Origin of the sequence: Micromonospora sp. NPDC049102 (genome assembly GCF_043197485.1) — a bacterium.
Lineage (GTDB): Bacteria > Actinomycetota > Actinomycetes > Mycobacteriales > Micromonosporaceae > Micromonospora.
Map to the genome: position 1 here is coordinate 17,583 of NZ_JBICTE010000037.1, position 25,207 is coordinate 42,789.

Sequence of the window (25,207 nt, forward strand, 5' to 3'; positions counted from 1 at the left end):
TCCTCACGGTCACGCTCGCCACCGACGCCGCCGGCAGGACGGTGAGCACCACCGACGAGGTCGCGGCGGCCATCAACGCCCGGCAGGCGAACCGGTTCCGGGCCACCGTCGAGGACGGCTCGACGGGTCTGCCGATGCCGGTCGCCGGACCATCCCGCCGCGACGACGGGCTCCAGGGCACCGAGGTGCCGGCCAAGCCGTGGACGGTGCAGGCGCTGCGCCTCGGTGTGCACCGCGACGGCTCCCGGGTCGGCGTGCTGGCGTACTCCCAGGAACACACCCGGGAGTGGGCAACGCCGCTGGTGACGCTGGAGTTCGCCGAGCGGATGCTGGCGAATGCCCGCACCGACCCGGCCACCCGTGAGCTGCTGGAACAGGTCGACGTGTTCGTCATCCCGACGGTCAACCCGGACGGGGCGAACTACTCGTTCAACGACTACAACTTCCAGCGCAAGAACCTGGTCAACCACTGCACCGGGCCGGGCCGGGACGCGAAGTACCGCACCTCGTGGGGCGTCGACGTCAACCGCAACTACACCGTCGGGTCGTACTTCGACGGCTATGTCGGGGCCAGCGCGAACTGCCTCTCGGGCAACTACGCGGGTACGGCCGAGCTGTCCGAGTCCGAGAGTGGCAACGTCATCGCGCTGGCCAAGGCCCACCCGAACATCAGGTTCGCGGCCGACGGGCGGATCACGCTGCCTCGGCCGTCGATCGACGAGTCGACGATGTTCCTCGACAGCGCCCGGCGGATCGTCGGCGCCATCGCCCAGGAGCGGGCACGGTCACCTGGCCGTCGCAGACCGGCCCGGTCGCCGACGTGCTCTACTCCGCGGCCGGCAACTCGGCCGACCAGCTCTACTACGAGCTGGGCATCTTCGCCTGGGACTTCGAGGTCGGCAACGACCGCTGGAACCCGACCACCGGCGAGTGGGAGGGCGTCGGCTTCCAGCCGCCGTTCGACGAGGCGCACGGCGAGGCCCAGGAGTACGCGGGCGGGCTTGTCGAACTGGTCCGGGTGGCCCGGGACCACACCGCCGCCGAAACTACGACGGGATGGTCGCCCCGGACGGCGGCGAGCCCGGCGTCGAGGACCCGGCGGCCCGCGTCGCCTCTCCCCGGGCCGACGCCGAGGGGCACGGCGGCAGCCACTGACACCCCGGAACCTTCCGGTACGCACACGCACCGGCCGGCGACGGATGAACCGTGGCCGGCTGGGTAAGCAGCGACACTGCCTGGTGGGGAGACGACCGGGTGCACGGGCGGGCGGCGTCAGCCGACCCGCCCGTGCACACCTCAGGACACGTTCGAGGTGATCCAGTTCCAGGCCGAGACGACCCACTCGGTCTGCTGGAGCCAGGCCACGCCGAGACCGACGAGGAAGACCGCGGTGGCCAGGTGAGCGCCTCGCGCGCCGCGCCGGACGCGCCCGAGCTGCCGCTCCAGCACCAGGCGGCCGACCGCCCGGGCCAGCGCGAACAGGCCGACCGCCACCAGCAGGCTCAACACGAGCACCAGCAACGGGCCGGACAGGTTGCCACCCCCGGAGAGCGCCCAGATCCCCCAGCACACGAAGGCGAACAGGCCAGCCGCCGCGCTCCACTCGCCGCCGCGACGCAACTGCGCCAGCCGCCAGCTCAGCGGACGGCGCGGCGCGGGCTCGCCCGGCCAACCCGTACCGGTCGGCTCCTCGATCACGGGAAACGGTTCGGTCCGCGGAGTACGCGGTTGACCCACCGGCGCCACACCGCGGCGGAAGCCGTCCCGCTGCGCCGGCACGTCGACGCCTGCCTGCGGTGGGACCTCCACGGTGCGCTCCGCCCACGGCTGCGTCTGGTCTGCCATCTCGTCCTCCCCCTGACGGGCGGCGCCACCACCGCCCGGGTTCGAGGGTAGCCAGCCGGCACATCGTCGGTCCGCCTGCGGTCGGGTGGTCAAGATCCGCACAACTACCCAGATGTTGCTGCCTCCGACGCTCGGGAGGCAGCAACATCCCTGATCCTGCGCGGATCTTGATGGCTTGGGGAGGTACCGTCGGCGGATGGGCGACCCGGACCGACGCAGGCGACGGCTGCGCCACCACTCCGACTCCGACGCGACGGCGCGAAGTGCCGACGGCTCGGCGGTCAGCACCGCCGGCGTCCACGACGGCGGGGATTCGCCGCCGCCGCGACGTCGAGGGGTCGGCGGCGACGACCGCGACGGCGAGCGAGGCCTACGCGGGCTGGTCGGCTCCGGCTCGTCCCAGGTGGGGCTGAGCGCGGCGCTGCGGGCCCGCGACGCCGCCCGGCCGAGCGACGACGACCTCGCCGAGGCCGAGGCAAGGGTGGTGGTCGTCCGTCGCAACTGGGTGCCGCGCGAGGACCTGCCCCGCCCGCCGCGCTGACGGCGAGCGGCCAACGGCGAGCGGGCCGCCGGCACGGTCAGGGCAGGTCGGGCAGCTCCCGGGTCAGCTCGTACTCGGCGACCTGGATGATCCGGCGGGCATGCCGCTCGTTTCCGGAGAACGGCGTGTTCAGGAACGCCTCGACAATGCCCGTGGCCTCGTCCAACGTGTGCTGACGGGCGCCCACCGCCACGACGTTCGCGTCGTTGTGCTGGCGGGCGAGCTGAGCCGTCTCGACGCTCCAGGCCAGCGCGGCACGGACCCCGGCGACCTTGTTCGCGGCGATCTGCTCGCCGTTGCCGGACCCGCCGATGACCACGCCGAGCGAGGTCTCGTCAGCGACCACCCGGTCACCGGTGTGCAGGCAGAACGTCGGGTAGTCGTCGTCCGGGTCGTAGCTGTGCGGGCCGACGTCGACCACGTCGTACCCCTGCTTGGCCAGGTGGTTGGCCAGGTGCACCTTCAACTCGAAACCGGCGTGGTCGGATCCCAGGTAGACGCGCATACCGCGCAGTCTGTCAGGCCGCGCTCTCCGATGCCGCAGGGGCGGCATCGGAGAGGCGGGTTCGTCACACGGTCGGGCGGGTGCGCGGTCAGCGCGGCAGCTCGGCGACCACCAGGCCGCCGCGCGCCTTCGGGGTGAACCAGGTGCTCTTGCGGGGCATCTTCTCCCGGGCCAGGTTCACCGCGACGAAGTCCGCCACGGTCACCGGTGCGATGAGGATCGCCAGCTCGGCACGCCCGGCGTCGACCTCGGCGGTCAGCCAGCTCGCCGGGTAGTCCCCACCGACGTACGTGATCCGCTTGTCGCCCGGGTCCAGACCCAGGGCGTCGCGCAGCAGCAGCCGCTCGACCAGGGCGTGGTCCAGGTTCTCCAGGCGGGCGTCGGCGGTGGCGGGCAGGCGCACCGCGTACCCCTGGTCGGCCAACCGCAGGTGGACGGTGCCGCCGGCCGTCGGGACCTCGACCGGGCCGTCGATCGGCTCGACCTCGGCCCCCGCCGCGCGCAACCGGTCGAGCAGCTCGGCCGGCGTGGTGGTCAGCTCGCTGACCAGCCGGTTGTACGGCTGGATGGCCACCGACGCGGGGGTCGTCACCACGGCCAGGAAGCGCGACAACCCGCCGGTCTGGGCGGCCAGGCTGCGGTGGTTGCCGTCGGCGACGACCAGCTCGCCGCCACCCGCCAGCGCGGTCAGCGCGTCCTGCTCGGCGCCCGGACCGAGCAGCCAGATGGCGTGGGTGCGGCCCGCCTGGTCGGTGTCGGTCGCGGCGGGCGCCCCGGCCGCGTCGGTCGCCGCCGCGAGCGCGGCGTGCAGCTCGTCGCCACTTCCGGTCTGCAGCAGGAGTACGGGTGAGAGCAGGTGGCCCAGCGCCTCGGCCAGTGCGACGCGCTCACGCACCTTGGCGATGAACACGTCCTCGTTGCGGATGACGAGACCCGGCTCGTCGGCGCTGGTGGAGATCTGGTCGGTGTCCACCAGCGCGAACAGCCCGTACGCCGTCTCCTCGCCCGGGGCGCTGATCCGGTACAGCACGACCACCTGCTCGGCGGGGGTGTAGCTGCCGTCGGCCTTGGCCTCGGCGAGTCGGGCCACCGAGGCCGGCAGCGCGTCGAGGAACGACGTCCCCAGGCTGTCCGGTGCACGATGCGGCATCTCGATGCCGAGGGCACTGTGCGGGTTCGCCTCGATGATCGCGGTGATCTCCGCGTCGTCGGCGAACTCGTCGTAGTTCTGCGCGCCGGTGCCGCCAGTGGTGATCCAGGCCCGGGCGATCGGATGTACGACCGTCATGCCCAGTGACGCTACCGGCGGCGACGTCACGGACGACGAGGACCCGCGCGGCGTCCACCAGATGAAAGTGCCGGGACGTCGACGTGTGGTCAGCCGGCGCGGCCGGACGCGCCGTTGTGCCGGCGGTGTCGACCGGCGACGATCGGTCCGGCGTTGCCGCGCCGGCCGTTCCCGACGGGACCGGCGACCGCGTTGCGGCGGGGTGTGGCGGGCGGCCCCGGCACGGGACGCTCCGGCGGCGGGGCCGGGACGGGCCGCGGGTTCAGCGGCGGGGTCGGCACGGGACGCGGCGCGGTCGGCGCCGGCGGGGGCGGGGCGGGCTCGGCCGGCGTGGCGGCCGACACCTCGACCAGTTCCGGAGCCGCCGCGACAGGAGCGGGCGTCACCGGCGCGGGTGCGGGTGCGGGTGCGGGCCTCACCGGCGTGACCCGCGCGGGTGTCAGGCGCGAGGTCACCGGCACCCGGGCCACGCCGACCACGATGGGCGGCGCGAGCAGATCCGCCACGTCGGCCGGAAGGTCGGGTCGGATTGTCGGCCAGCGGGAGCCGTCGACCGACCAGTACGCCGCGCCGGGAGTCTCGATCACCCCCTGTCGGGTCAACTGATCGTCACCGGACGCACGGTGCTTGGCCATCGGGACTGCCTCCACGAGCTGCGGTGTGCGGCCCTGCGGGTCGCTGCGGCGGACACCGAGGGAAACGACGCCGCCCGCCCACCGGTGACGCCACGACCGCGAGGCGTACCCGCCACCGGCGCGCCGCGCCCCCGCCCGGTCCCACGAACGAGTGGCCGGACGGGGGCGCGTGTGCCGGGACTCAGTCGAAGATCGGGTCCTGCTCGCGGGTGCGCTTGAGCTCGTAGAACCCGGGGATGCCGGCGACCAGCAGCACCCCGTCCCACAGGCGGCCGGCCGCCTCGCCCTTGGGTGCGGGCGTGATCACCGGGCCGAAGAAGGCGACAGGCGCGCCGTCCGGACCGGGCGCGTGGATAACCGGGGTGCCCACGTCCTGGCCGACCGGCCGCATGCCGGCCTCGTGGCTGGCGCGCAGCGCCTCGTCGTACTCGGTGCTGTCGGCGGCGGCGGCCAGCGCCGGGTCGAGACCGGCCTCGGTCAACGCGGCCACGTACAGCTCCGGGCCACGCTCCTGCTTGGCGAGGTGGATCCGGGTGCCGAGCGCCGTGTAGAGCTTGCGCAGGACCTCGTTGCCGTACCGCTGTTCGGCGGCGATGCAGATCCGCACCGGGCCCCAGGCGGTGCTCAGGAATTTCTTGTAGTCCTCGGACAGGTGGTCCCGGCCGTCGTTGAGCACGGCCAGGCTCATCACGTGGAAGCGGATGTCCACGTGCCGGATCTGCTCGACCTCGAGCAGCCAGCGGGACGTGATCCACGCCCACGGGCAGGCCGGGTCGAACCACATGTCTGCGGTGACACGTTCGGACACGGTGCGGTCCCTTCGCGACAGGAGCGGCGCCGGCGATCCGGCGTCTCACGAGAATCCTCTCTCCGTGCCTCGCCGACCGGCACCCGAAGGAGAGCGTGACCTCGACCACCGATGGCTGGCCTCACGTGGAAGACTCGGACCGGGCCGGACGTCACGAGCGGTCGGCAGACGGGCGCCGCCGGGCGTACGGCGAGACGTGGGATGGAGACGAACAGTGCCGGGAGTGCGTAACCTGACGCAGGTCGAGGCGACGGAGCGGGCACGCCTGCTCGAGGTGACCGGGTACGACATCAGTCTGGACCTGTCGACCGCCGTGCTGGCGGCCGACGGCCGCACCTTCCGGTCGACGACCGAGGTCCGGTTCCGCTGCGGCGAAGCGGGGGCGAGCACGTTCATCGAGGTGGCCGCCGAGTCGGTGCGGTCCGCCACGTTGAACGGCGACCCGGTGGACCTGTCCGACTGGTCGGCCGAGAAGGGCCTGGCCCTGTCCGGGCTGGCCAGCGAGAACACCCTGGTCGTCGACGCGGACTTCGCCTTCTCCAACAGCGGGCAGGGGTTGCACCGCACTGTCGACCCGGTCGACGGCGAGACGTACCTCTACAGCCAGTTCGAGACGGCCGACGCGCAGCGGGTGTTCGCCTGCTTCGACCAGCCCGACCTCAAGAGCGTCTACACCTGGCACGCGACGGTGCCCGCGCACTGGCGGGTCGTGTCCAACATGCCGGTGGAGCGCGAGGAGCCGGCCGGCGAGGACCTCAAGACGATCCACTTCACCGAGTCGCCCCGGATGAGCACGTACATCACCGCACTGTGCGCCGGCCCGTACCACGAGGTGCGCGACACCCACGACGGCATCGACCTGGGCGTGTTCTGCCGGGCGTCGATGTCGCGCTACCTGGACTCCGACGACCTGTTCCTGATCACCAAGCAGGGCTTCGACTTCTTCCACGAGAAGTTCGGGGTGCGGTACCCGCTGCCGAAGTACGACCAGCTCTGGGTGCCCGACTTCAACGCCGGCGCGATGGAGAACTTCGGCTGCGTGACGCACGCCGAGTCGCACTACCTGTACCGCTCGCAGGTCACCGACTTCGAGTACGAGCAGCGGGCCAACACGATCCTGCACGAGCTGGCGCACATGTGGTTCGGCGACCTGGTGACCATGCGCTGGTGGAACGACCTGTGGCTGAACGAGTCGTTCGCCGAGTGGGCCAGCCACTGGTGCAACACCAACGCCACCCGGTTCACCGAGGCCTGGACGACGTTCCTGTCGATCCGCAAGAACTGGGGTTACCGGCAGGACCAGCTCTCCTCCACCCACCCGGTCTACACCGAGATGCCGGACATGGAGGCCGTCGAGGTCAACTTCGACGGGATCACCTACGCCAAGGGCGCGAGCGTGCTCAAGCAGCTCGTCGCGTACGTGGGTGAGGAGCCGTTCGTGGCCGGGCTGCGGGCGTACTTCGGCAAGCACGCGTGGGGCAACGCCACCTTCGACGACCTGCTCACCGAGCTGGAGGCGGCTTCGGGCCGGGAGCTGCGCAAGTTCGCGGCCCAGTGGCTGGAGACCGCGCAGGTCAACACGCTGCGTCCGGAGGTGACGATCGCCGCCGACGGCACGTACGAGCAGGTGATCGTCCGGCAGGAAGCGCCGACGGCGTACCCGACGCTGCGCACGCACCGGATCGGCGTGGGCCTGTACGACCTGGCCGACGGCCAGTTGGTCCGCCGCGAGCGGTACGAGGTGGACGTGACCGGCGAGCGGACCGACCTCGCCGAGCTGCGGGGCGTCCGGGCGGCGGACGTGTTGCTGCTCAACGACGACGACCTGAGCTACACCAAGCTGCGCCTCGACGACCGGTCGATGGCGACCGTGGTGCAGCACATCGGCGGCTTCGACTCGTCGCTGGCCCGCGCGCTGTGCTGGACGGCCGCGTGGGACATGACCCGCGACGCCGAGCTGGCGACGCGCGACTACGTGGCGCTGGTGCTGGCCGGACTGCCCGCCGAGACCGACATCAACCTGGTCACCGCCACCCTGCGCCAGGCCACCACCGCGCTGACCCTCTACGCCGACCCGGCGTGGGCGGCCACCGGCTGGGCGGGGCTGGCCCGTGCGGCCAAGGACGCGCTCGCCGCCGCCGAGCCGGGCAGCGGCTTCCAGCTCGCCTGGGCCCGGGCGTTCACCTCGGCCGCCCGCTCCGACGAGGACCTGGCCACGTTGCGCGGCTGGCTGGACGGCACCGGCGCTCCCCAGGGGCTGACCGTGGACACCGAGCTGCGCTGGACGGTGCTCGGCGCGCTGGTGGCCAACGGCGCGGCCGGCGCGGCAGAGGTCGAGGCGGAGCTGGCCGGCGACCGTACGGCCAGCGGCGAGCGGGAGGCCGCGTACGCGCACGCGCTGGTGCCGACGGCGGAGAACAAGGCCGCCGTGTGGGCGCTGCTGACCGGCCCGGACGCACTGCCGAACTGGCGGCACCGGGCGCTGTTGCAGGGCCTGGCCCACCCGGCGCAGGTGGAGCTGGTCGCCCCGTACCGGGAGGCGTACTTCGCGGCGGTCGGCCAGGTGTGGGCCTCCCGGGACAGCGAGCCGGCGCAGGAGTTCGCCCAGCTGGCGTACCCGACGTACCTGGTGGACGACGACACGGTGGCGGCCACCGACGCGTGGCTGGCCGAGGACGGCAACCCGAGTCCGCTGCGTCGCCTGGTCGCCGAGGGCCGCGACGGCGTGGCGCGGGCGATCAGGGCCCGCGCCAAGGACGCCCAGCAGAGCTGACACCAGGAGTACGCGGCCCGGGCCGGCGTGGGTGGGAACCGACGCTGGCCCGGGCCATTATGGTTGCGGAAGGAGGTGGACGCGATGGCACACCCGACCTACGAGTGGCGGCCCCCGGAGCGCGGCTGGCGCGAGCAGGACCTGTTCGACCTGCCTGAGGACGGGAACCGCTACGAAATCATCGACGGGAGCCTGCACGTGACCCCTCCAGCCGGTCCCGAGCACCATGAGCTGGCGGACGACATCCGGATGGCGATCCGCCTGGGGGCGCCCACCGGCTGGCGGGTGATCCGGGAGATCGGCGTGCGGGTCCCCGGCGGCAACCTCATCCCCGATCTGACGGTGTTGCGGCCGGGTGCACCGCGCGAGCGGATGTGGGCCGAACCGGTGGACATCGCTCTCGTCCTGGAAGTCGAGTCGACGGGGAGTCGTCGTCACGATCGCTTCACCAAGCCGGCCCTCTATGCCGAAGCTGGTATCGCGCACTACTGGCGGGTGGAGCGTGGCGACTTCGGCCCGGTCGTCTACCGCTACCGTCTTGTCAAGGACGTGCACTACGACCTGGTCGGCACCATCGGACCGGACGACGCGGTGACCGTGGACGAGCCGTGGCAGATGAGGTTGGACCCGTCCTCCTGGCCGCGCTGAGACAGACAGGCCCTGACACGACGAAGCCCGACCTGCCGTGCGGCGGGTCGGGCTTCGACGTACGAGAAGGGGCTCAGCCCTTGCCGGCGTGGCTGGCGAGCTGGTCGAGGCCGTTGATGATGCCGCCGGCCAGGTCGCCACCGCTGAACGCGCCGACCATGGAGAGCGCGGCCAGCTTGGCGTACGTGTCGGGGATGCGCTTGCGGGCGTGCCGCCCGGTGACGATCTCCAACTGGCGCTGGTTGGGCGACACGGCGATCAGCACCGACTTGTCCGGGTCGGCGAGCTGGCGGTGCAGCCGCTGGGCGTGCTCACGGATCGGCTCGTCGAGGCCGCCGACGAACACCGAGAAGACCAGGCCGGTGCCCTGGTCGGCCAGGCGCAGGGCCTCGTCGATGCGCAGCAGTTGGCGGGTCGAGAACGGCCCGTCCAGCACCTCGGGCGGATTTTCCGTCCCGGCCTGCTTCTCACCAACGGTCACTTGCGCCTCCGGTTCCACCGGCCGGCGCCTCGACGCTGGCCTGCTCTAGCTTGTGGCTGGTCAGCGCGGGCGCCTGGGCGCCCGCCGTCAGCGCGGTGCCGGCCGAGTCGGCCAGCTGCTCCGGGCGGCCCAGGAACCAGACCGGAGTGAACTCGAAGGGTCGGCCCGGCCGGTAGCGCTTGGCGCCACCACCACCGCCGGTGGCACCCCCACGGCTGCCGGCGTACGTCAGGCCGGCGATCACCAGCACTGCCGCCAACGGGATGCCGACGAAGACCAGCACCGTCTCGGTAACAGACAATCCCAACGCCCCCAGGCGGAAGAAGGACCTCGAACAAGCGGGTCGGATGGACGATCATGATGGCGACCGGCCAACTCCGTCGTCATTCACGTTAGCGGAGTCGACGGCTCGCCAGATTGCGGGGTGCCGATCCCATCCGTCACTGGCGTGCTCCAGTTGCGCAGCGGTAGCGATGAGCCGCGCGTCGTCGCCGTACCGGGCGCTGAGCAGCACCCCGACGGGCAGCCCGTCGGTGGTCGTGGTGGCCAGCGGCAGGGAGACCGAGGGGTCGCCCGTGACGTTGAAGATGGCGCTGTAGGGCGAGAAGCGGCGCTGCCGGTCGAAGTCGGCTGCCGGGTCGCCGTCGGCGGTGAACCAGCCGACGGGCGCCTGTGGCGCGGCCAGGGTGGGGCAGAGCAGGAGATCGCAGCCGGCGGTGCGGGCCGCGCCGCGACGTACCTGCGCTTGAAGCTCGCCGAGGGTCGCGGACAGCGCCCCGGCGGACACCTCGGCGCCCCGGGCGCGCAGCAGTCGGGTCAGCGGCAACAGCTCCGGCTCGCGGTGCGCCGGCACCGGGGCGAGCGCCAGGACGTACCAGATGATCTCGAACAGCGGCCACGCCGCCGGCGTGAGTGGCGGCGGTACCTCGACCACCTCGTGGCCGAGGGCGGTGAGCAGTGCGGCGGCGGTGTCGACGGCGGCCACGCAGTCGGGGTGCACCGGCTCGTCGGCGAGCATCGGCGTGGTGAACCGGCCGATCCGCAGGCGGCCCGGCTCGGCCCGGCGCGCGGCGGCCAGGTATCCCCCGGGCGGCGCGGGCGGGGGCAGGTAGGGCTCGCCGGGCACCGGGACGGCCATGACGTCGAGCAGCGCGGCGACGTCAGCCACCGTCCGCCCGAGCGGCCCGCTGGTGGGCAGGCCGAACGCACCGGAGCCGAGCGGCCCGCCGGAGACCAGGCCGCGACTGGGCTTGTAGCCGATCAGGCCGCAGAGCGACGCCGGGATGCGCAGCGAGCCGCCGCCGTCGGACCCCTGGGCGACCGGGACCAGGCCGGCCGCGACCGCCGCCGCCGCGCCGCCGCTGGAACCACCGGCGGTGTACGCCAACTGCCACGGATTGCGGGCCGGCGGCGCGACGCGGCCCTCCGAGTAGAGCGAGCAGCCCAGCTCCGAGGTGGTCGTCTTGCCGAGGCTGACGAGGCCGGCGGCCTTGATGAACCGGACCACGTCGGCGTCGACGGGCGGGACGAAGTCGGCGAAGGCGGCCGAGCCGAAGGTGGTGCGTACCCCGGCGGTGAGGGTGAGGTCCTTGATGGCGGTCGGTACGCCGTGCAGCGGGCCGCGCCCCTGCACCGGCGCGGCGTCGGCGGCGCGGGCGGCGGCGTGGGCCAACTCGGGTGTGACGGTGACGAACGCGCCCACGGTGTCGCCGAGCGCCGCGACCCGGCGCAGGTAATGCTCGACCAGCTCGACGCTGGACACTTCGCCGCGGGCGATCGCGGCGGCCTGCTCCAACGCGGTCAGGTCGTGCGGCTCGGCCATGTCCTCATCCTGCCCGCTGGGAGCGGCCGTCAGCGGGCCGACACGGCGTGGGCCTCTGCGGCAGCTCCGGAATCCGATCGACGTCCTGCCCGGCCCGCCCACCCGGACCGTCTGCCCGGTCCGCCCGCTGGGTCGAGACCGCTGGGTCGGGCTGCGCCGCCGACCGCCGCACCCTTCCTGTCGGTCCTTTGCTCTGCTTCAACAGAGGCAACAGCAGATGTCCGATTACCGGACACCCGGTGTTGCGTGGGGTGAAGCAGAGCAAAGGAAGCAGAACAGGTGCACGCGCCCCGGCGGCGACCGAACGCAGGGACAGGCCCGAGTCGCGTCAGCGCCGCCCGTGCAGGAAGCGCAGGGCGTTGGTGGATCGCAGCTTGGCGCGCTGGGCGTCGGTGAGGAAGTCGGCCGCGTCGACCACCGCGCCGACGGGCCGCTCCCCCAGCGGGTACGGGTAGTCGCTGCCGACCAGCACCCGGTCCTCCCCCAGCGTGTCGACAAGCAGCCGCAGCGCCGGCGGCGTGAAGACCACGGAGTCGACGCTGAACCGGTCGACGTAACTGCTGGGCGGCGCAACTGACGCCCCACGGACCAGGTCACCTCGGCGATGCCAGGCGTTGTCGGCGCGACCGAGCCAGAACGGAAAGCTGCCCCCGCCGTGCGCGAAGCAGATCCGCAGCGTGTCGGGCACGCGGTCGAAGACACCGCCCAGGATCATCGCCAGCACCGACAGGTGCGTCTCGGCGGGCATGCCGGTGAGCCAGCGGGCCATCCAGCGGTCCAGGCGTGGACCGCCCGGCATGTCCCACGGGTGGACGAAGACCGGCGCGCCCACCTCGGCACAGTGCTGGAGGAAGGTCACCACGCCGGCGTCGTCCAGGTCCCGGTCGCCGACGTGGTTGCCGATCTCCACGCCCACGTGCCCGGCGGCGAGACTGCGATCCAGTTCGGCGCAAGCGGCGTCCGGGTCCTGTAGGGGCACCTGACAGAACGGCACCAGTCGGTCGCCACCGGCCGCGGTGACCTCCAGGGTCAGGTCGTTGAAGATCCGGGCGACCTTGACCGCCTGCTCGGCCGGGCGGTCGTAGCTGAAGAAGACCGGCGTCGGCGACACCACCTGCACGGCCACGCCGTCGGCGTCCATGTCGGCCAGGCGGCGGGACGCGTCCCAACACTCCGCGCCGACCGGGCGGAACTCCGTCTCCCCCACCATGATCATGGCGGCGCGCTCGGAGTCCACCCGCAACCACGGCCAACCGGACCCACCGCACGCCGCGCCGAGGTCCGGCCACCCCTTCGGTACGACGTGTGTGTGCACGTCGACCACACCAGCGGGCATCAGCCCTTGCCCGGGTGCAGGGTGCCGCAGTTGGCGCAGGTACGGGCCGACTCGTCGGCGTAGAACGCCTGGAACACCGGCGGCAGGTCGGCCGCGATGTCGCGGACCTGCAACTCCACCTCGTGCACCTTGTGGCCGCACTCCGGGCAGTACCACTGGAACGTCTCCAGCGTGCCCTCCTCGCGGACCCGCTCGACGACCACACCGATCGAGCCGGCCTCGGGCCGCTGCGGCGAGTGCGGGGTGTTGCGCGGCAGCATCCACATCTGACCCTCGCGCACGTGCACCGTACGCGGCCCCTCCGGGGTCATCAGGTTGATGTGCATGTTGCCCTTGACCTGGTAGAAGAACTCCTCGTACGGGTCCACGTGGAAGTCGGTGCGCTGGTTGGGGCCACCCACCACCATGACGATGAAGTCGTCCCCGCCCGGGAACATCTCCTTGTTGCCCACCGGTGGCTTCAGCAGGTGCTGGTTGTCGGCGATCCAGCCCGGAAAGCTGAACGGCTCGGCGATCTCACTCACGACTGACCTCCCGAGGGAAGAAGGGCCACGGCCTGAATCTCGATGAGCAGGTGCGGGTGCGGCAACTGGTGCACCGCGACCGTCGTACGGGTCGGCCCGGAGGCGTCGAAGAACTCCGCCCACACCTCGTTGTAACCGCCGAAGTCGTTCATGTTGACCAGGTACGACGTCACCTGGACGAGGTCGGTGAGGTCCGCGCCGACCGAGCGCAGCAGATCCCGCACGTTCTCGATCACCGCACGCGTCTGCGCCCGGATGTCCAGGTTGGTGGTGCCGAACTCGTCGACCTCGACACCGGCGAAGCTGTTGTCCGGCCGCCGGGACGACGTACCGGAGACGAAGACGAACCCGCCCGCCACCTTGACGTGCGGGAAGGCCCCGCGCGGCGTGGCCTTGCCGGCGACGACCCGGGCGGTCACGACGAGGCCCGCAGCGACGCCGTGCCGAGGTTCTCGACGACCGCGCGGACATGCACGCCGGGGCGCAGCGGGACGGCAGCGGTGGCCGCGCCGGCCAGGAACACCCAGCCGGACTCCAGGCGCACCCCGTGCCGGCCGGCCAGCCGGATGCCCTCGTCGAGTGCGCGGCGCGGATCACCGAGGATCGCCGCCGTCGAGCCGACCTGCGCCACCCGCCCGTCGACCTCCAGCAGCACGCCCAGGTTGTCCAGCCCCGCCGGCACCGGCGACCACGGGCCGATCACGAACGCGGCGGCCGAGGTGTTGTCGGCGATCACGTCCGGCAGCGAGAAGCGGAAGTCCGCGTACCGGGAGTCGATCAACTCGATGGCCGGTGCGACCGCACGGACCGCCGTGGCGAAGTCGCCGACCGGTTCGCCCGGCTCGGGCAGCCGGTCCAGCAGGAACGCCACTTCCGGTTCGACCCGGGGATGGATGTACGCGGACCTGTCGACCACGCCACCGTCGGGCACCCGCATCGCGTCGGTGAGCCGCCCCCAGATCACCTCGTCCACACCGACCTGGGCCATCTTCGCCTTGCTGGTCAGCCCCATCTTCAGCCCGACCAGCCGCGCACCGGCGTCGACCCGGCGCTGCACCAGCGCCGCCTGGACGGCGTACGCGGCGTCCACGTCGAGACCGGTCTCGGCGGCGAGCTGCGGGATCGGGGTGGCCGTGTCGGCCGCCGCGCCCAGCTTCTCGGCGATCCCGGCGACGTCCGGTCCGATCATGACTGCTCCTTCTGCCCGGCGAGGTCGAGTGCCACGTCCACGATCATGTCCTCCTGACCGCCGACCATCCGGCGGCGGCCCAGTTCGACGAGGATCGACCGGACGTCCACCCCGTACTTCGCCGAGGCCCGCTCGGCGTGCCGCAGGAAGCTGGAGTAGACCCCGGCGTACCCCAGCGAGAGCGTCTCCCGGTCGACCTGGACCGGCCGGTCCTGCAACGGGCGGACGAGGTCGTCGGCGGCGTCCATCAGCGCGAACACGTCGCAGCCGTGCTTCCAACCGTGCAGTTCGGCGACCGCCACGAAGACCTCCAGCGGCGCGTTTCCGGCGCCCGCGCCCATACCGGCGAGGGAGGCGTCGACGCGGACGGTCCGGCCCGACGGCGACCCGACCGGACCGTCACCGAGGACCCGGCCGTGCTCGACGGCGAGCACACTGTTGGCCACCCCGAGCGACAGGTTGTGGTGCGCGTGGATGCCGATCTGCGTCTGAGGTTCGAGAACCTGCCGGTACGCGTCGACCCGCTGCGCCACGTCGGACATCAGCAGCCGGCCACCGGAGTCGGTGACGTAGACGCAGTGCGCCCCGTACGACTCCATGAGCTTGGCCTGGGCGGCCAACCCGGCCGGATCGTTCATGTGCGACATCATCAGGAACCCGGCCACGTCCATGCCGTTGTCGCGGGCCCAGGAGATGTGCTGGGCGGAGATGTCCGCCTCGGTGCAGTGGGTGGCGATGCGGACGCTCGTCACGCCGAGCGCCTTCGCCGCCTTCAGGTCGGCGATGGTGCCGATGCCGGGCAGCAGCAGGGTGGTCAGCTTCGCGTTCGTCAGCACCTCGGCGGCGGCGGAGATCCACTCGGCGTCGCTGGCCGCGCCGTGGCCGTAGTTGACGCTGGAACCGGCGAGCCCGTCGCCGTGCGCGACCTCGATGGCGGCCACTCCGGCGGCGTCCAGCGCGGCGGCGATCGTCCGCACCTGGTCGACGGTGTACCGGTGGGCGATGGCGTGCATGCCGTCGCGCAGCGTCACGTCCTGGATGTACAGGTCGGTCATGCCACCGCTCCCGTCGCGCGCAGGGCCACCAGCCGCTCGGCGGTGCGCAGCGCGGCCGACGTCATGATGTCCAGGTTGCCGGCGTACGCCGGGAGGTAGTGGCCGGCACCGGAGACCTCCAGGAAGACCGACACCTGGAGGGCGGTGAGCTGACGCCCGAGCGATGGCAGGTACGCCTGCACCCGGTCGAACTGCACGTCCTGCTTGAGCCGGTAGCCGGGCACGTACTCCTGGACCCTCGCCACCATGTCGCCGATCGAGGCGGCGATGGCGTCGGCGTCGGCGTCGGCGTCCGGGCAGAGGCAGTAGACGGTGTCGCGCATGAGCAGCGGCGGGTCCGCCGGGTTCAGCACGATGATCGCCTTGCCCCGTTCGGCCCCACCGACCACCTCGATGGCCCGGGCCGTGGTCTCGGTGAACTCGTCGATGTTGGCCCGGGTGCCCGGACCGGCCGACTTCGACGCGATCGAGGCGACGATCTCGCCGTACGCCACCGGGGTGACCCGACCGACCGCGGCGACGATCGGCACGGTGGCCTGTCCGCCGCAGGTCACCATGTTGACGTTCGGTTCGTGCAGGTGCTCGTCGAGGTTGACCGGCGGCACCACGTACGGGCCGATCGCGGCCGGGGTCAGGTCGACCACGGTGCGGCCGTGCGCCCGCAGCACCTCGTGGTGCCGGCGGTGCGCGCCGGCCGAGGTGGCGTCGAAGACCAGCTCGACGTCGGCGAACTCGGGCAGCGCGACGAGGCCGTCCACGCCGTCGGCGGTGGTGACGACGCCCAGGCGGCGAGCCCGCGCCAGGCCGTCCGAGGCCGGGTCGATACCGGCCATCGCCACCATCCGCAGGCTGTCACTCAGCCGGAGAACCTTGATCATCAGGTCGGTGCCGATGTTTCCCGATCCCAGCACCGCCACGCCGACGCTCATGCCGAACCCTCCTTGCCGAAACAGGTCCGCACCGAGCCGAGCCCGGAGATCCGCGCCTCGTACGCAGCCCCGGGGGTGACCGGCACCATCGGGCCGAGTGCCCCGGAGAGCACCACGTCCCCGGCGCGCAGCGGATCACCGGCGCGGGCGAGGGTGCTGGCCAACCAGTGCAGGGCGTGCAGCGGGTTGCCCAGGCAGGCGGCGCCCGCGCCCACCGAGACCGGCTCGCCGGCGTGCTCCAGCACCATCCCGCACAGCCGCAGGTCGACGTCGGCGAGCCGACGCGGCGTGGTGCCCAGCACGAACAGCCCACTGGACGCGTTGTCGGCGACCGTGTCCACGATGGAGATGTCCCAGCCGGCTACCCGCGAGTCGACGATCTCGATGGCGGGCAGCACGTGGTCGACCGCGCGGATCAGGTCGACGGTGGTCATCCGCTCCTCGGTGAGGTCGCCGCCCAGCACGAACGCGATCTCCGCCTCGACCCGAGGCTGGAGCAGCCGGTCGATCGGCACCTCGACCCCGTCGCCGACGGCCATCTCGTCGGTCAGCATCCCGAAGTCCGGTTGGAAGACCCCGAAGGTCTCCTGCACCGCCCGGGACGTCAGACCGATCTTCGCGCCGACGCGGCGTTCGCCCCGGCCCTGCCAGGCCCGCGTCTGCAACTGCTGCACGCGGTACGCGGACTCGACGTCCCCCTCCGGCAGCAGCCGACCACGCAGTGGCGGGCACGGCTTGCCGGTGCTGCGGGCCTCGGCCAGCTCCCGGTTGGCGGCCTCGATGTCGGCTTCCATGCCCGCTCCCTCGCTTCGGCTCACGACAGGTCCACGCAGACGTTTGTGAGTTCGGAGTAGAAGTTCAGCGAGTGCACGCCGCCCTCGCGGCCGATGCCGGACGCCTTCACCCCACCGAACGGGGTCCGCAGGTCACGCAGGAACCAGGTGTTGACCCAGACGATGCCTGCGTCCAGCCGCATCCCGGCCCGGTGCGCGACACCCACGTCCCGGGTCCACACCGTCGCCGCGAGGCCGTACTCGGTGCCGTTGGCCAGGGCGTACGCCTCGTCCTCGGTGTCGAACGGCGCGACGTGCACGACCGGGCCGAAGATCTCCTCCCGGTTGGTGCGGGCGTCCGCGCCGAGGCCGGCGAGCACCGTCGGCTGCACGTACGAGCCGCCGTCGCGGGCGTCGCCGAAGGTGGGCGTACCGCCGCCGGTCAGCACCTCGGCGCCCTCGGCGCGGGCCAGCTCGTACGCGCCGAGCACCTTCGACCGGTGCTGCGGGGAGATCAGCGGCATGGTGGCGGTGGCCTCGTCGGTGGGCCAGCCGTACGCCAGCTCGCCGGCCCGCTTCGCCAGCCGGGCGGTGAACTCCTCGAAGACCGGGCGCTGCACGTAGATGCGCTCGGTGCACAGGCACACCTGACCGCCGTTGGTGAAGCTGGACCGCACCGAACCGGCGACCGCGGCGTCCAGGTCGGCGTCGGCGAAGACCAGTCCGGCGTTCTTGCCGCCCAGCTCGAAGCTGACCGCCTTCACCCCGTCGGCGGCGGCCCGCATGATCGCGCCGCCGGTGGCCGACTCGCCCGTGAAGGTGATCGCGTCCACGCCCGGGTGGCGGGTCAGGAACTCGCCCGCCGAATTCGGACCGAAGCCGTGCACGAGGTTGAACACACCCTCGGGTACGCCGGCCGCCGCCATCACCTCGGCGAGCAGCGTCGCCGACGCGGGCGTCTCCTCGCTGGGCTTGACCACCACGGCGTTGCCGCAGGCCAGGGCCGGGGCGACCTTCCAGGTGAGCAGCAGCAGCGGAAGGTTCCACGGCACGATGACCGCGACCACGCCGACTGGTTTGCGGACCGCGTAGTTGAGGGCACGGCCGCCGGTCGGGGTGACCGTGGTGAACGACTCGGTGGGCGCGGTCGCCGCGATCTCGGCGAACGCCCGGAAGTTCGCCGCGCCGCGCGGGATGTCCAGCGTGCGGGCCTGGGCGATGGACTTGCCCGTGTCGGCGACCTCGGCGGTCACCAGGTCGTCGAAGCGGCGTTCCAGCTCGTCGGCCACCCGACGCAGCACCTCGGCGCGCTCACGCTCCCCCATCCGGCCCCACGGCCCGCGCAGCGCCGCGCGGGCGGCGGCCACCGCGTCGTCCACGGTGGACAATGACGCCTCGACCACCTCGAAGACCGGCTCGCCGGTCACCGGGCTGACCTTGGTGAACGTCGGGCCGCCGTCGACGAACTCGCCGCCCACGAAGTTACGCAGGCGTGGCGGCCCGGCCGGCGCGTGACCGGTCATCAGTGCGGGGTCCCAGAGTGTCGTCACGCGCGCCTCCCTCGGCTGAGCGCCGCCGCGAGCGCGCCGGCCAGCAGCAGCGCCGCCCCGCCGACGACCGCGCCGAGTACGCGGTGCTGCCGGCGGACCCGGCGGCGCACCTCGGCGTACGGGGTGGTGGAGAAGGACACCAGCTCGTATTGCGAAACGTACCGGCCGGGCAGGGCCCGTTCCAGTGCGTGCTCCACCCGCCTGCGGGTCTGGAAGACCGGCGAGGCGACCTTGTCGCGCATCTCCACGAAGTTGGTCAACGCCATCTGGGCGATGGCCTCGGCGTTCTCCCGCCGGCGACGTTGGAACAGCGGCAGCGCCGCGGACCACTCGTCGGCGCACTCGTCCAGGCAGCGGTCCAACTCGACGACGTCCTCGAAGGCGCAGTTCGCGCCCTGACCGTAGAACGGCACGATGGCGTGGGCGGCGTCGCCGAGCAGGCCGACGGTGCCGTTGACCTGCCAGGGCGTACTGCGGACCGTGCCGAGCACCCCCACCGGGTTGTGCTGGTAGTCGTCGACGAGGGTCGGAGCCAGCGGGATCACGTCCGGGTACTGCTCGGCGAAGTGCGACCTGATGGCGGCCGGGTTGTCCAGGGCGGCGAAGCTGCCGACGCCCTCGTTGGGCCAGAAGAGCGTGCAGGTGAAGGAGCGGTCCGGGTTCGGCAACGCGATCATCATCGAGGTGCCGCGCGGCCAGATGTGCAGCGCGTCCTCTTCGAGCGCGAAGTCCCCGCCCAGCGGCGGGATCGTCAGCTCCTTGTAGCCGTAGTCGAGGAAGTCCACGCTCTCACGCAGCAACCCGTACGCCAGGAGTTGCCCGCGTACGGCGGAGCCCGCGCCGTCGGCGCCCAGCACGACCGACGCCTTGGCGGCGACCGTGCCGTGCGGGGTGTCGAAGCTGAGCGAGCCGTCGGTCGCGTCGAGGCCGACCAGGCGGTGGTCGAAGACGACACGTACCCCGGGTAGCGCGGCTGCGGCGTCGAGCAGGGCATTGTTCAACGCGCCCCGGCTGATCGAGTTGATGGCCCGGTCGCCGACCGCGCTGTACGACTGGAACTGCGGCTCGCCCTCCACCGGGTGGATCATCCGGCCGCGCATCGGCAGCGCGTCGGTCATCACCTGCTCGGCGAGGCCGATCCGCCGCAACGCGTCCAGCCCGCGCTCGGAGAGCGCCAGGTTGATCGAACGTCCCCGCTCGGCCGTGCCGGTACGCGGGTCCGACCTCCGCTCGTAGAGGGCCACCGGATAGCCCCGCCGGGCCAGGAAGCAGGCGGCGAGACAACCGGCCAGCCCGGCGCCGATGATCGCGACCTCGTCGCGCCGGGCCGTCACGGGTTGACCCGTCCCACCGTGGCCTCCAGTGCGGCGGCGGCACGCCAACAGTCGAGGTACGTCGAGTACAGCGGCACCGGGGCGAAGCGGACGACATCCGGCTCCCGGGCATCGGCGATGACGCCGTGTTCGTACCGTAGGCGTTTGGTCAGCTCGGCGGCGTTGCCGGCGCCGACGCGGACCGAGAGCTGGCAGCCCCGGCGGGCCTCCTCGCGCGGGGTGACCACCCGCAGCGGCCGGTCGGCGGTGACCTGGTCGAGCAGCGACTCCAGCCAGCCGGTGAGACGCAGGCTGCGGGCGCGCAACGACTCCATGCCGACCGCGTCGAACAGTTCCAGCGAGGTACGCACCGGACCCATCGCGAAGATCGGCGGGTTGGAGATCTGCCACGCCTCCACGGTGGCCGGTGGCCGGGACACCGGCGTCATCTCGAACCGGGTGGCCGCCGCGGTGCTCCACCAGCCCTCGAAGCGCGGCAGGTCGGGATCGCCGAGGTGCCGCTCGTGCACGAAGACGCCGGCCAGGGCGCCCGGCCCCGAGTTCAGGTACTTGTAGGAGCACCAGGCCGCGAAGTCGACATCCCAGTCGTGCAGCGACAGCGGCACGTTGCCGACCGCGTGGGCGAGATCCCAGCCGACCACCGCGCCGGCCGCCCGACCGGCGGCCGTGATCGCCGGGATGTCCAGCAGCTCGCCGGTGAGGTAGTTGACGCCGCCGAGCAGCACCAGCGCCACCCGGTCGCCCTCGGCGGCCAGGTAGTCGGTGACGTCCTCGGTGCGCAGCGCGTCCTCGCCGGGGCGGGGGCGCAACCGGACCACCGTGTCGTCCGGGTCCAGGCCGTGGAACCGGGCCTGGCTGCGCACCGCGTAGCTGTCCGAGGGGAAGGCCGCGTCCTCGATGACGATGCGGGTGCGGGCGCCGGCCGGGCGGTAGAAGCTGACCATCAGCAGGTGCAGGTTGACGGTGAGGGAGTTCATCACCACGGCCTCCGCGGGCCGGGCGCCGACCAGTCGGGCGGCGGGCCCGGTCAACAGCTCGTGGTACGGCAGCCAGGCGCGCTCGGCCTCCAGGTGCCCCTCGACGCCGAGGCGCCCCCAGGCGTCCAGGTCGGCGAGGAGTTCGTCGCGGGTGGCCCGGGGTTGCAGGCCGAGCGAGTTGCCGGCGAGGTACGCCGACTCGGCGTGGTCGCCGCCGTCGGCGGGCGGCACGTGGAAGAGGTGCCGGTTACCCGGGTCGGCCTCGTCCCGCCGACGTGCTTCGTTCTCAGGGGTGTCCACAGGGGTGTCTCGCTCTCCGGTCACATCGCGGTGCGGGCCGACCACAGCTCCGGGAAGACCACCCGGGCCATGCTGCGCTGCAACCACGCCAGCCCGGCGGAGCCGCCACTGCCGACCTTGGCGCCCATTGTGCGCTGGACCGCCTTGACGTGGTTCCACCGCCAGTCGCCGAACTCCTCCGCGACGCCGCTGAGCGCCTCGGCGAGCAGCAGCAGGTGGTTGTCCGGGCCGCCGTCGGCGTAGACCCGCACCCAGGCGGCCTCGACCTCCGGCTGCGGTTCGTGCTCGACCGCCACCTCCCGGTTCAGCAGGTCGGCGGGAATGTCGAAGCCACGGCGAGCCAGCAGCGCGACCACGTCGTCCCACAGGCTCGGGACGGCCAGCGCGGCGCTGAGGGCGGCGTGCACCTCGGTCTGCCGGCGGAACGGGCGGATCAGCGCCGGGTCGCGCAGCCCGAGCAGAAACTCGAGATGCCGGTACATGGCCGACTGGAAACCACTTCCCTCACCGAGCAGGTTGCGGAACCGGTTGAAGTCGGCCGGGGTCATCCAGCGCAGGCCCTGCCAGGCGGCGTTCAGCCCTTCCAGGTGCAGCTTCGCGCGGCGCAACGGGGCCAGCGCGTCCCAGATCCGGTCGGCGCGCAGGAGGCGCTGGGTCTCGCGCAGTTCGTGGCAGGTCAGCCCGAAGTACAGCTCCATGATCTGGCTGACCATGAGGAACGACATCTCGCCCGGATCGTCGCTCAGCGGTTGCTGCAACTGGTGCAGGGCGCTGGCCCGCACGTACGCGTCGTACGGCACCAGGTCGGCGAACTCCAGGGTCGGCTCACCACCGTTGCGCGCGGCGCGGGCCGCCCGTTGTCGCGGGGTCACCGGTCGTACCGTGGCGACACGGTTCGACGCCCGCCGCTCCGTCGATTCCACCAGTCGTCTCCCTCTGCCCGAAGCTACCGACGTCATGATCTCGCGGTGGGATCGGCCTGCGGAATGCCGAATCAACGGGACTTGCTGACCTGACCTGACGAACAAAAGGCAGCTAGGCGAATTCGGTTCACGAAAGTAAGGTTCGCGCGTGGACGACATGGACTGGGCGCTGCTGCGCGAGTTGCAGGCCGACGCCCGGCTCTCCTTCAGCGAGTTGTCCCGCCGCGTACACCTGTCCCCACCAGCGGTCGCCGAGCGGGTCCGCCGGCTCGAGGAGACCGGAGTGATCACCGGCTACCACGCCCACGTCGACCTGACCCGGGCCGGTCGCACGGTGGTCGCCCTGATCCGGATGTCCTGTTACGGGGCGCGCTGCATCCTGCACGACCCCGAGGTGTCCGGCTGGCCCGAGATCCTGGAGATCCACCGGATCACCGGTGACGCGTGCAGCATGCTCAAGGTGGCCGCCGGCTCGATCGGAGACTTCGAGGCGGTCATCGACCGTCTCGCCCCGTACGGCCAGCCCTCAAGCACGATGGTCCTGTCCTCCCCCCTCCCCTGGCACCCCATAACCCCCCACCCCTAGGGCCTGCCCCCGCACCCCCGCCCCCTTCTGCGCCGATCTTGCACATTCTGTTACCGAAAAGCCCCTTACGCCCTGGTTTGTCGCCGCAGAAAGTGCAAGATCGCGGGAGCCCGGGCGGGGCAGGGCGCGGGGGTGCGGGGGGGTGGGGGTTTGCCGTTGGGGTGGGGGGAAAGCAGCGCGCGTGCCCAGGGGAGGGTTCCGGCGGTCGTCGCCGGTTGGGGGGAAATCATGCAGGGTCTTCGCACGATCAACCGCGCGCTCTCGTCCGTTCTGACACTGGTGGGGCTCATCGGGGCGTTCGTCCTGCTGTCGGTCGCGCCAGCCCGGGCCGGTGAGAACACCTTCGTCGAGGTGACACCGAACAGCGTCCCGGCCGGCAGCCGGGTCACGATCCGCGCGAGCTGCGACAACAACAACAATCGGCAGGCCAACGTGCGCTCCGACGCGTTCGGGCACGTCATGCTCAGGCCGGACAACGGCTTCCTCAAGGGGGAGGTCACCGTTCCGGGCAACAAGGAACCCGGTGACTACCAGGTCGACCTGCGCTGCCAGAACAACCAGACGGCCCAGACGATGCTGACCGTGCTCAACATGGCCTCGCCCAGCAAGGGACCGGCGACCGGAGGCGGCGGCACCGCGGGCGGCCGGGGTACCGGCTCGGTCCTCGTCCTCGGCGGCGTGGCCCTGGTGGCAGCCGTGATCGCGCTCGGCATGGCGGGCGGCCGGCGTCGGCCCGGAGCCGGCGCCTGACCCGGACCTGCCATGACCCGCAGATCCGCGCGTACGCGGCTGGACCGCCCTGCCCGCTCCGCGTGGCTGGACCGTCGTGCCCGCTCCGCGCGGCCGGATCGTCCTGCCCGCGTCCCGGCCGCCGCCGCTCTGCGCGCCTCCGGACGGCTGGTGGCCCGCGTCTCGGGCCGGCTCCGACGGGTCGCCGGGCAGGCGGTGTCCGCCAGCGTGGCCACCACCGACCCGGACGCCCGCCCGCTGCCGCCGCGCCGTCCCGGCGGGCCACCCCTGGCCCGGCGTCGGCTCGGTGACCGGCCCGGGCTGCCGGTCCTGATCATCGCCACGCTGATGGTGCTGATCGTGGCGATGCTCGGCGTCGAACAGGTGACCGGGGTGAGCCTGCTGCCGGAACGGATCAGCGCGGGCCTGCGGCCGCCGCCGAAGAAGTTCCCGGTACTGCCGGCCAGCCGACCGACCGCCCTCGCCATCGACACGATCGACCTGCGGGCCCCGCTGCACGACGTGGGCATCGCCCCGGACGGCACCATCGCCGTGCCCGACGTGGGCCGCGCCCAGGAGGCCGGCTGGTACGACCAGGGCCCCACCCCGGGGCAGTACGGACCGGCGGTGATCGTGGGACACGTGGACACCACCACCGGGCCGGCCGTCTTCCACCGACTACGGGAACTGCGCTCCGGTGACCAGGTCGACATCACCCGCGCCGACGGCCAGGTGGCGGTCTTCGAGGTGGACTCGGTGCAGAAGTTCGACAAGGAACGGCTGCCGGTGGACGAGGTGTACGGCGACTTCAGCCGCCCCAGCCTGCGGCTGATCACCTGCGGCGGCCGGTGGGTGGGTGGTGAGACCGGCTACTCGGACAACCTGGTGGTCTTCGCCTCGCTGGTCAAGGCCCGGGGCGGTTGACCTCCCGCGCCGGCGTCGAGGTACTCGGCGAGCCGGGCCGCCCCGGTGAGCATGGCCCGGCCGCGCTCGGTGAGCCGCACGCGCCACTGGGCGAGCGACGCGGCGAGCGGCTCGGCGCCGCCGGCGTCCCGTACCCGACGCAGCACGTCGGCGATGTGGCTCAGCCGGTATCCGCCCCGGCGCAGCAGGTGGGCGAGTTGGGCGTCCCGGACGTCGTCGGGTGAGTAGACGCGGTGACGGGTGACCCGGTCGCGCTCCGGCCGCAGGATCCCGGCCGACTCCCACTTGCGCAGGGTCGCGGGTCGTACGCCGAGCCGGTGCGCGAGCACGCTGATCGGCACGGCCCGCCGACTCGGCGGCGCGGGTCTTTCGGTGGTGAGCGTGGTGACCGCCGCCTCGACGGCGTCCAGCGTTTCCCGGTCGCGTCGCAGCAGGTCATGGCCGTTGTCGATCGCCCGCAGCGCCGTGTCGACCTCGCCGCGGTTGACGGCGCGCATGATGTCGCCGCTGGCCGCGTGACCGTGGCCCGCGATGAGCGCGAGGTAGGCGCTCAACGCCCGGGCGTGCACCTCGGTGAACCGGCGGTACCCGGTCGCGGCGCGTTCGGCCGGTGGCAGCACGCCGTCGCGTTCGTAGTTGCGGACGGCCTGCGCCGACAGCCCGTGCCGCCGCGCGAGGTCGATCGGTCGGCGTACCCCTGGGTTTGAGGGTTTTGTGGTTGCCACCGCGCTC

27 protein-coding genes are annotated in these 25,207 nt (G+C 72.4%); 7 read left to right on the forward strand and 20 right to left on the reverse strand.

Annotated features, from left to right (window positions below; genetic code table 11):
• The first annotated feature begins 41 nt into the window (after positions 1-41).
• On the forward strand, positions 42-1,316 hold the full coding sequence (locus ACGFH9_RS26845; protein ID WP_393224458.1) for a M14 family zinc carboxypeptidase: 1,275 nt from the start codon (positions 42-44) through the stop codon (positions 1,314-1,316).
• Here ACGFH9_RS26845 and ACGFH9_RS26850 read toward each other — a convergent pair.
• Positions 1,297-1,845: a hypothetical protein gene (locus tag ACGFH9_RS26850; RefSeq protein ID WP_355241590.1), complete on the reverse strand. Its 549-nt coding sequence runs from the start codon at positions 1,843-1,845 to the stop codon at positions 1,297-1,299. The two genes, ACGFH9_RS26845 and ACGFH9_RS26850, sit on opposite strands and share 20 nt — an antisense overlap.
• Positions 1,846-2,041: 196 nt before the next feature.
• Between ACGFH9_RS26850 and ACGFH9_RS26855 the strand changes: the two genes are divergently transcribed.
• Positions 2,042-2,386, forward strand: coding sequence for a hypothetical protein (locus tag ACGFH9_RS26855; RefSeq protein WP_393224461.1), 345 nt, complete (start codon positions 2,042-2,044; stop codon positions 2,384-2,386).
• A gap of 37 nt (positions 2,387-2,423) precedes the next feature.
• Here the strand turns inward: ACGFH9_RS26855 and ACGFH9_RS26860 are convergent, their stop codons facing one another.
• From ACGFH9_RS26860 to ACGFH9_RS26875, 4 genes are all read right to left on the reverse strand, one after another.
• Entirely contained in the window at positions 2,424-2,891 is a 468-nt protein-coding gene (locus ACGFH9_RS26860) for a ribose-5-phosphate isomerase (RefSeq protein ID WP_355241595.1), read from the reverse strand.
• 88 nt (positions 2,892-2,979) lie between these two features.
• Positions 2,980-4,179: a DUF1015 family protein gene (locus tag ACGFH9_RS26865; RefSeq protein WP_355241597.1), complete on the reverse strand. Its 1,200-nt coding sequence runs from the start codon at positions 4,177-4,179 to the stop codon at positions 2,980-2,982.
• Positions 4,180-4,268: 89 nt separating this feature from the next.
• On the reverse strand, positions 4,269-4,814 hold the full coding sequence (locus ACGFH9_RS26870; RefSeq protein ID WP_393224464.1) for a hypothetical protein: 546 nt from the start codon (positions 4,812-4,814) through the stop codon (positions 4,269-4,271).
• Positions 4,815-4,995: 181 nt separating this feature from the next.
• Entirely contained in the window at positions 4,996-5,622 is a 627-nt protein-coding gene (locus ACGFH9_RS26875; RefSeq protein WP_393224466.1) for a disulfide bond formation protein DsbA, read from the reverse strand.
• A gap of 223 nt (positions 5,623-5,845) precedes the next feature.
• Between ACGFH9_RS26875 and pepN the strand changes: the two genes are divergently transcribed.
• Both pepN and ACGFH9_RS26885 read left to right on the forward strand, forming a co-directional pair.
• Entirely contained in the window at positions 5,846-8,395 is a 2,550-nt protein-coding gene (gene pepN / locus ACGFH9_RS26880; protein WP_393224469.1) for an aminopeptidase N, read from the forward strand.
• 84 nt (positions 8,396-8,479) lie between these two features.
• Positions 8,480-9,043 (forward strand): Uma2 family endonuclease, encoded by a 564-nt coding sequence (locus tag ACGFH9_RS26885; protein WP_393224472.1) that lies wholly within the window; start codon positions 8,480-8,482, stop codon positions 9,041-9,043.
• A gap of 73 nt (positions 9,044-9,116) precedes the next feature.
• Here the strand turns inward: ACGFH9_RS26885 and ACGFH9_RS26890 are convergent, their stop codons facing one another.
• The 14 genes from ACGFH9_RS26890 to ACGFH9_RS26955 form a co-directional block, all read right to left on the reverse strand.
• Positions 9,117-9,524, reverse strand: a complete 408-nt coding sequence (locus ACGFH9_RS26890) for a DUF5130 family protein (RefSeq protein ID WP_355241608.1) — start codon at positions 9,522-9,524, stop codon at positions 9,117-9,119.
• Positions 9,511-9,807 (reverse strand): hypothetical protein, encoded by a 297-nt coding sequence (locus ACGFH9_RS26895; protein ID WP_393224549.1) that lies wholly within the window; start codon positions 9,805-9,807, stop codon positions 9,511-9,513. The genes ACGFH9_RS26890 and ACGFH9_RS26895 overlap by 14 nt, the downstream gene beginning before the upstream one ends.
• A gap of 72 nt (positions 9,808-9,879) precedes the next feature.
• Positions 9,880-11,346 carry an amidase gene (locus tag ACGFH9_RS26900; RefSeq protein ID WP_393224475.1) on the reverse strand — a complete coding sequence of 489 codons (1,467 nt, stop codon included), beginning with the start codon at positions 11,344-11,346 and terminating at the stop codon, positions 9,880-9,882.
• Between the two features lie 328 nt (positions 11,347-11,674).
• Positions 11,675-12,682 carry an amidohydrolase family protein gene (locus ACGFH9_RS26905; protein WP_393224478.1) on the reverse strand — a complete coding sequence of 336 codons (1,008 nt, stop codon included), beginning with the start codon at positions 12,680-12,682 and terminating at the stop codon, positions 11,675-11,677.
• Positions 12,682-13,206, reverse strand: coding sequence for a 3-hydroxyanthranilate 3,4-dioxygenase (locus ACGFH9_RS26910; RefSeq protein ID WP_393224480.1), 525 nt, complete (start codon positions 13,204-13,206; stop codon positions 12,682-12,684). The genes ACGFH9_RS26905 and ACGFH9_RS26910 overlap by 1 nt, the downstream gene beginning before the upstream one ends.
• Positions 13,203-13,625, reverse strand: a complete 423-nt coding sequence (locus tag ACGFH9_RS26915) for a RidA family protein (RefSeq protein ID WP_393224483.1) — start codon at positions 13,623-13,625, stop codon at positions 13,203-13,205. Before ACGFH9_RS26915 ends, ACGFH9_RS26910 begins: the two co-directional genes overlap by 4 nt.
• Positions 13,622-14,395: a 2-keto-4-pentenoate hydratase gene (locus tag ACGFH9_RS26920; protein WP_393224486.1), complete on the reverse strand. Its 774-nt coding sequence runs from the start codon at positions 14,393-14,395 to the stop codon at positions 13,622-13,624. The genes ACGFH9_RS26915 and ACGFH9_RS26920 overlap by 4 nt, the downstream gene beginning before the upstream one ends.
• The gene (dmpG, locus tag ACGFH9_RS26925; RefSeq protein ID WP_355241625.1) at positions 14,392-15,450 is read right to left on the reverse strand and encodes a 4-hydroxy-2-oxovalerate aldolase; all 1,059 of its coding nucleotides are present in this window, start codon (positions 15,448-15,450) and stop codon (positions 14,392-14,394) included. Before dmpG ends, ACGFH9_RS26920 begins: the two co-directional genes overlap by 4 nt.
• Entirely contained in the window at positions 15,447-16,379 is a 933-nt protein-coding gene (locus ACGFH9_RS26930) for an acetaldehyde dehydrogenase (acetylating) (protein ID WP_393224489.1), read from the reverse strand. The genes dmpG and ACGFH9_RS26930 overlap by 4 nt, the downstream gene beginning before the upstream one ends.
• The gene (locus ACGFH9_RS26935; RefSeq protein ID WP_355241631.1) at positions 16,376-17,173 is read right to left on the reverse strand and encodes a fumarylacetoacetate hydrolase family protein; all 798 of its coding nucleotides are present in this window, start codon (positions 17,171-17,173) and stop codon (positions 16,376-16,378) included. Before ACGFH9_RS26935 ends, ACGFH9_RS26930 begins: the two co-directional genes overlap by 4 nt.
• Positions 17,174-17,193: 20 nt before the next feature.
• A complete protein-coding gene (locus ACGFH9_RS26940) occupies positions 17,194-18,675 on the reverse strand; it encodes a 2-hydroxymuconic semialdehyde dehydrogenase (protein ID WP_393224552.1) in 1,482 nt (493 codons plus the stop codon).
• 23 nt (positions 18,676-18,698) lie between these two features.
• On the reverse strand, positions 18,699-20,036 hold the full coding sequence (locus tag ACGFH9_RS26945) for an FAD-dependent oxidoreductase (RefSeq protein ID WP_393224491.1): 1,338 nt from the start codon (positions 20,034-20,036) through the stop codon (positions 18,699-18,701).
• Entirely contained in the window at positions 20,033-21,313 is a 1,281-nt protein-coding gene (kynU, locus tag ACGFH9_RS26950; protein WP_393224493.1) for a kynureninase, read from the reverse strand. The genes ACGFH9_RS26945 and kynU overlap by 4 nt, the downstream gene beginning before the upstream one ends.
• 20 nt (positions 21,314-21,333) lie before the next feature.
• Entirely contained in the window at positions 21,334-22,236 is a 903-nt protein-coding gene (locus ACGFH9_RS26955) for a tryptophan 2,3-dioxygenase (RefSeq protein ID WP_393224496.1), read from the reverse strand.
• 148 nt (positions 22,237-22,384) lie between these two features.
• On the opposite strand from ACGFH9_RS26955, the gene ACGFH9_RS26960 reads away from it, so the two are divergent.
• The 3 genes from ACGFH9_RS26960 (at position 22,385) to ACGFH9_RS26970 (ending at position 24,475) form a co-directional block, all read left to right on the forward strand.
• Entirely contained in the window at positions 22,385-22,822 is a 438-nt protein-coding gene (locus ACGFH9_RS26960; RefSeq protein ID WP_363616968.1) for an Lrp/AsnC family transcriptional regulator, read from the forward strand.
• Positions 22,823-23,050: 228 nt separating this feature from the next.
• Positions 23,051-23,572, forward strand: a complete 522-nt coding sequence (locus tag ACGFH9_RS26965) for a hypothetical protein (protein ID WP_355241645.1) — start codon at positions 23,051-23,053, stop codon at positions 23,570-23,572.
• Positions 23,573-23,701: 129 nt separating this feature from the next.
• Positions 23,702-24,475: a class F sortase gene (locus ACGFH9_RS26970; protein ID WP_393224555.1), complete on the forward strand. Its 774-nt coding sequence runs from the start codon at positions 23,702-23,704 to the stop codon at positions 24,473-24,475.
• Here ACGFH9_RS26970 and ACGFH9_RS26975 read toward each other — a convergent pair.
• Positions 24,421-25,200 (reverse strand): TioE family transcriptional regulator, encoded by a 780-nt coding sequence (locus ACGFH9_RS26975; protein ID WP_393224500.1) that lies wholly within the window; start codon positions 25,198-25,200, stop codon positions 24,421-24,423. The genes ACGFH9_RS26970 and ACGFH9_RS26975 overlap by 55 nt on opposite strands.
• Positions 25,201-25,207: the final 7 nt, after the last annotated feature.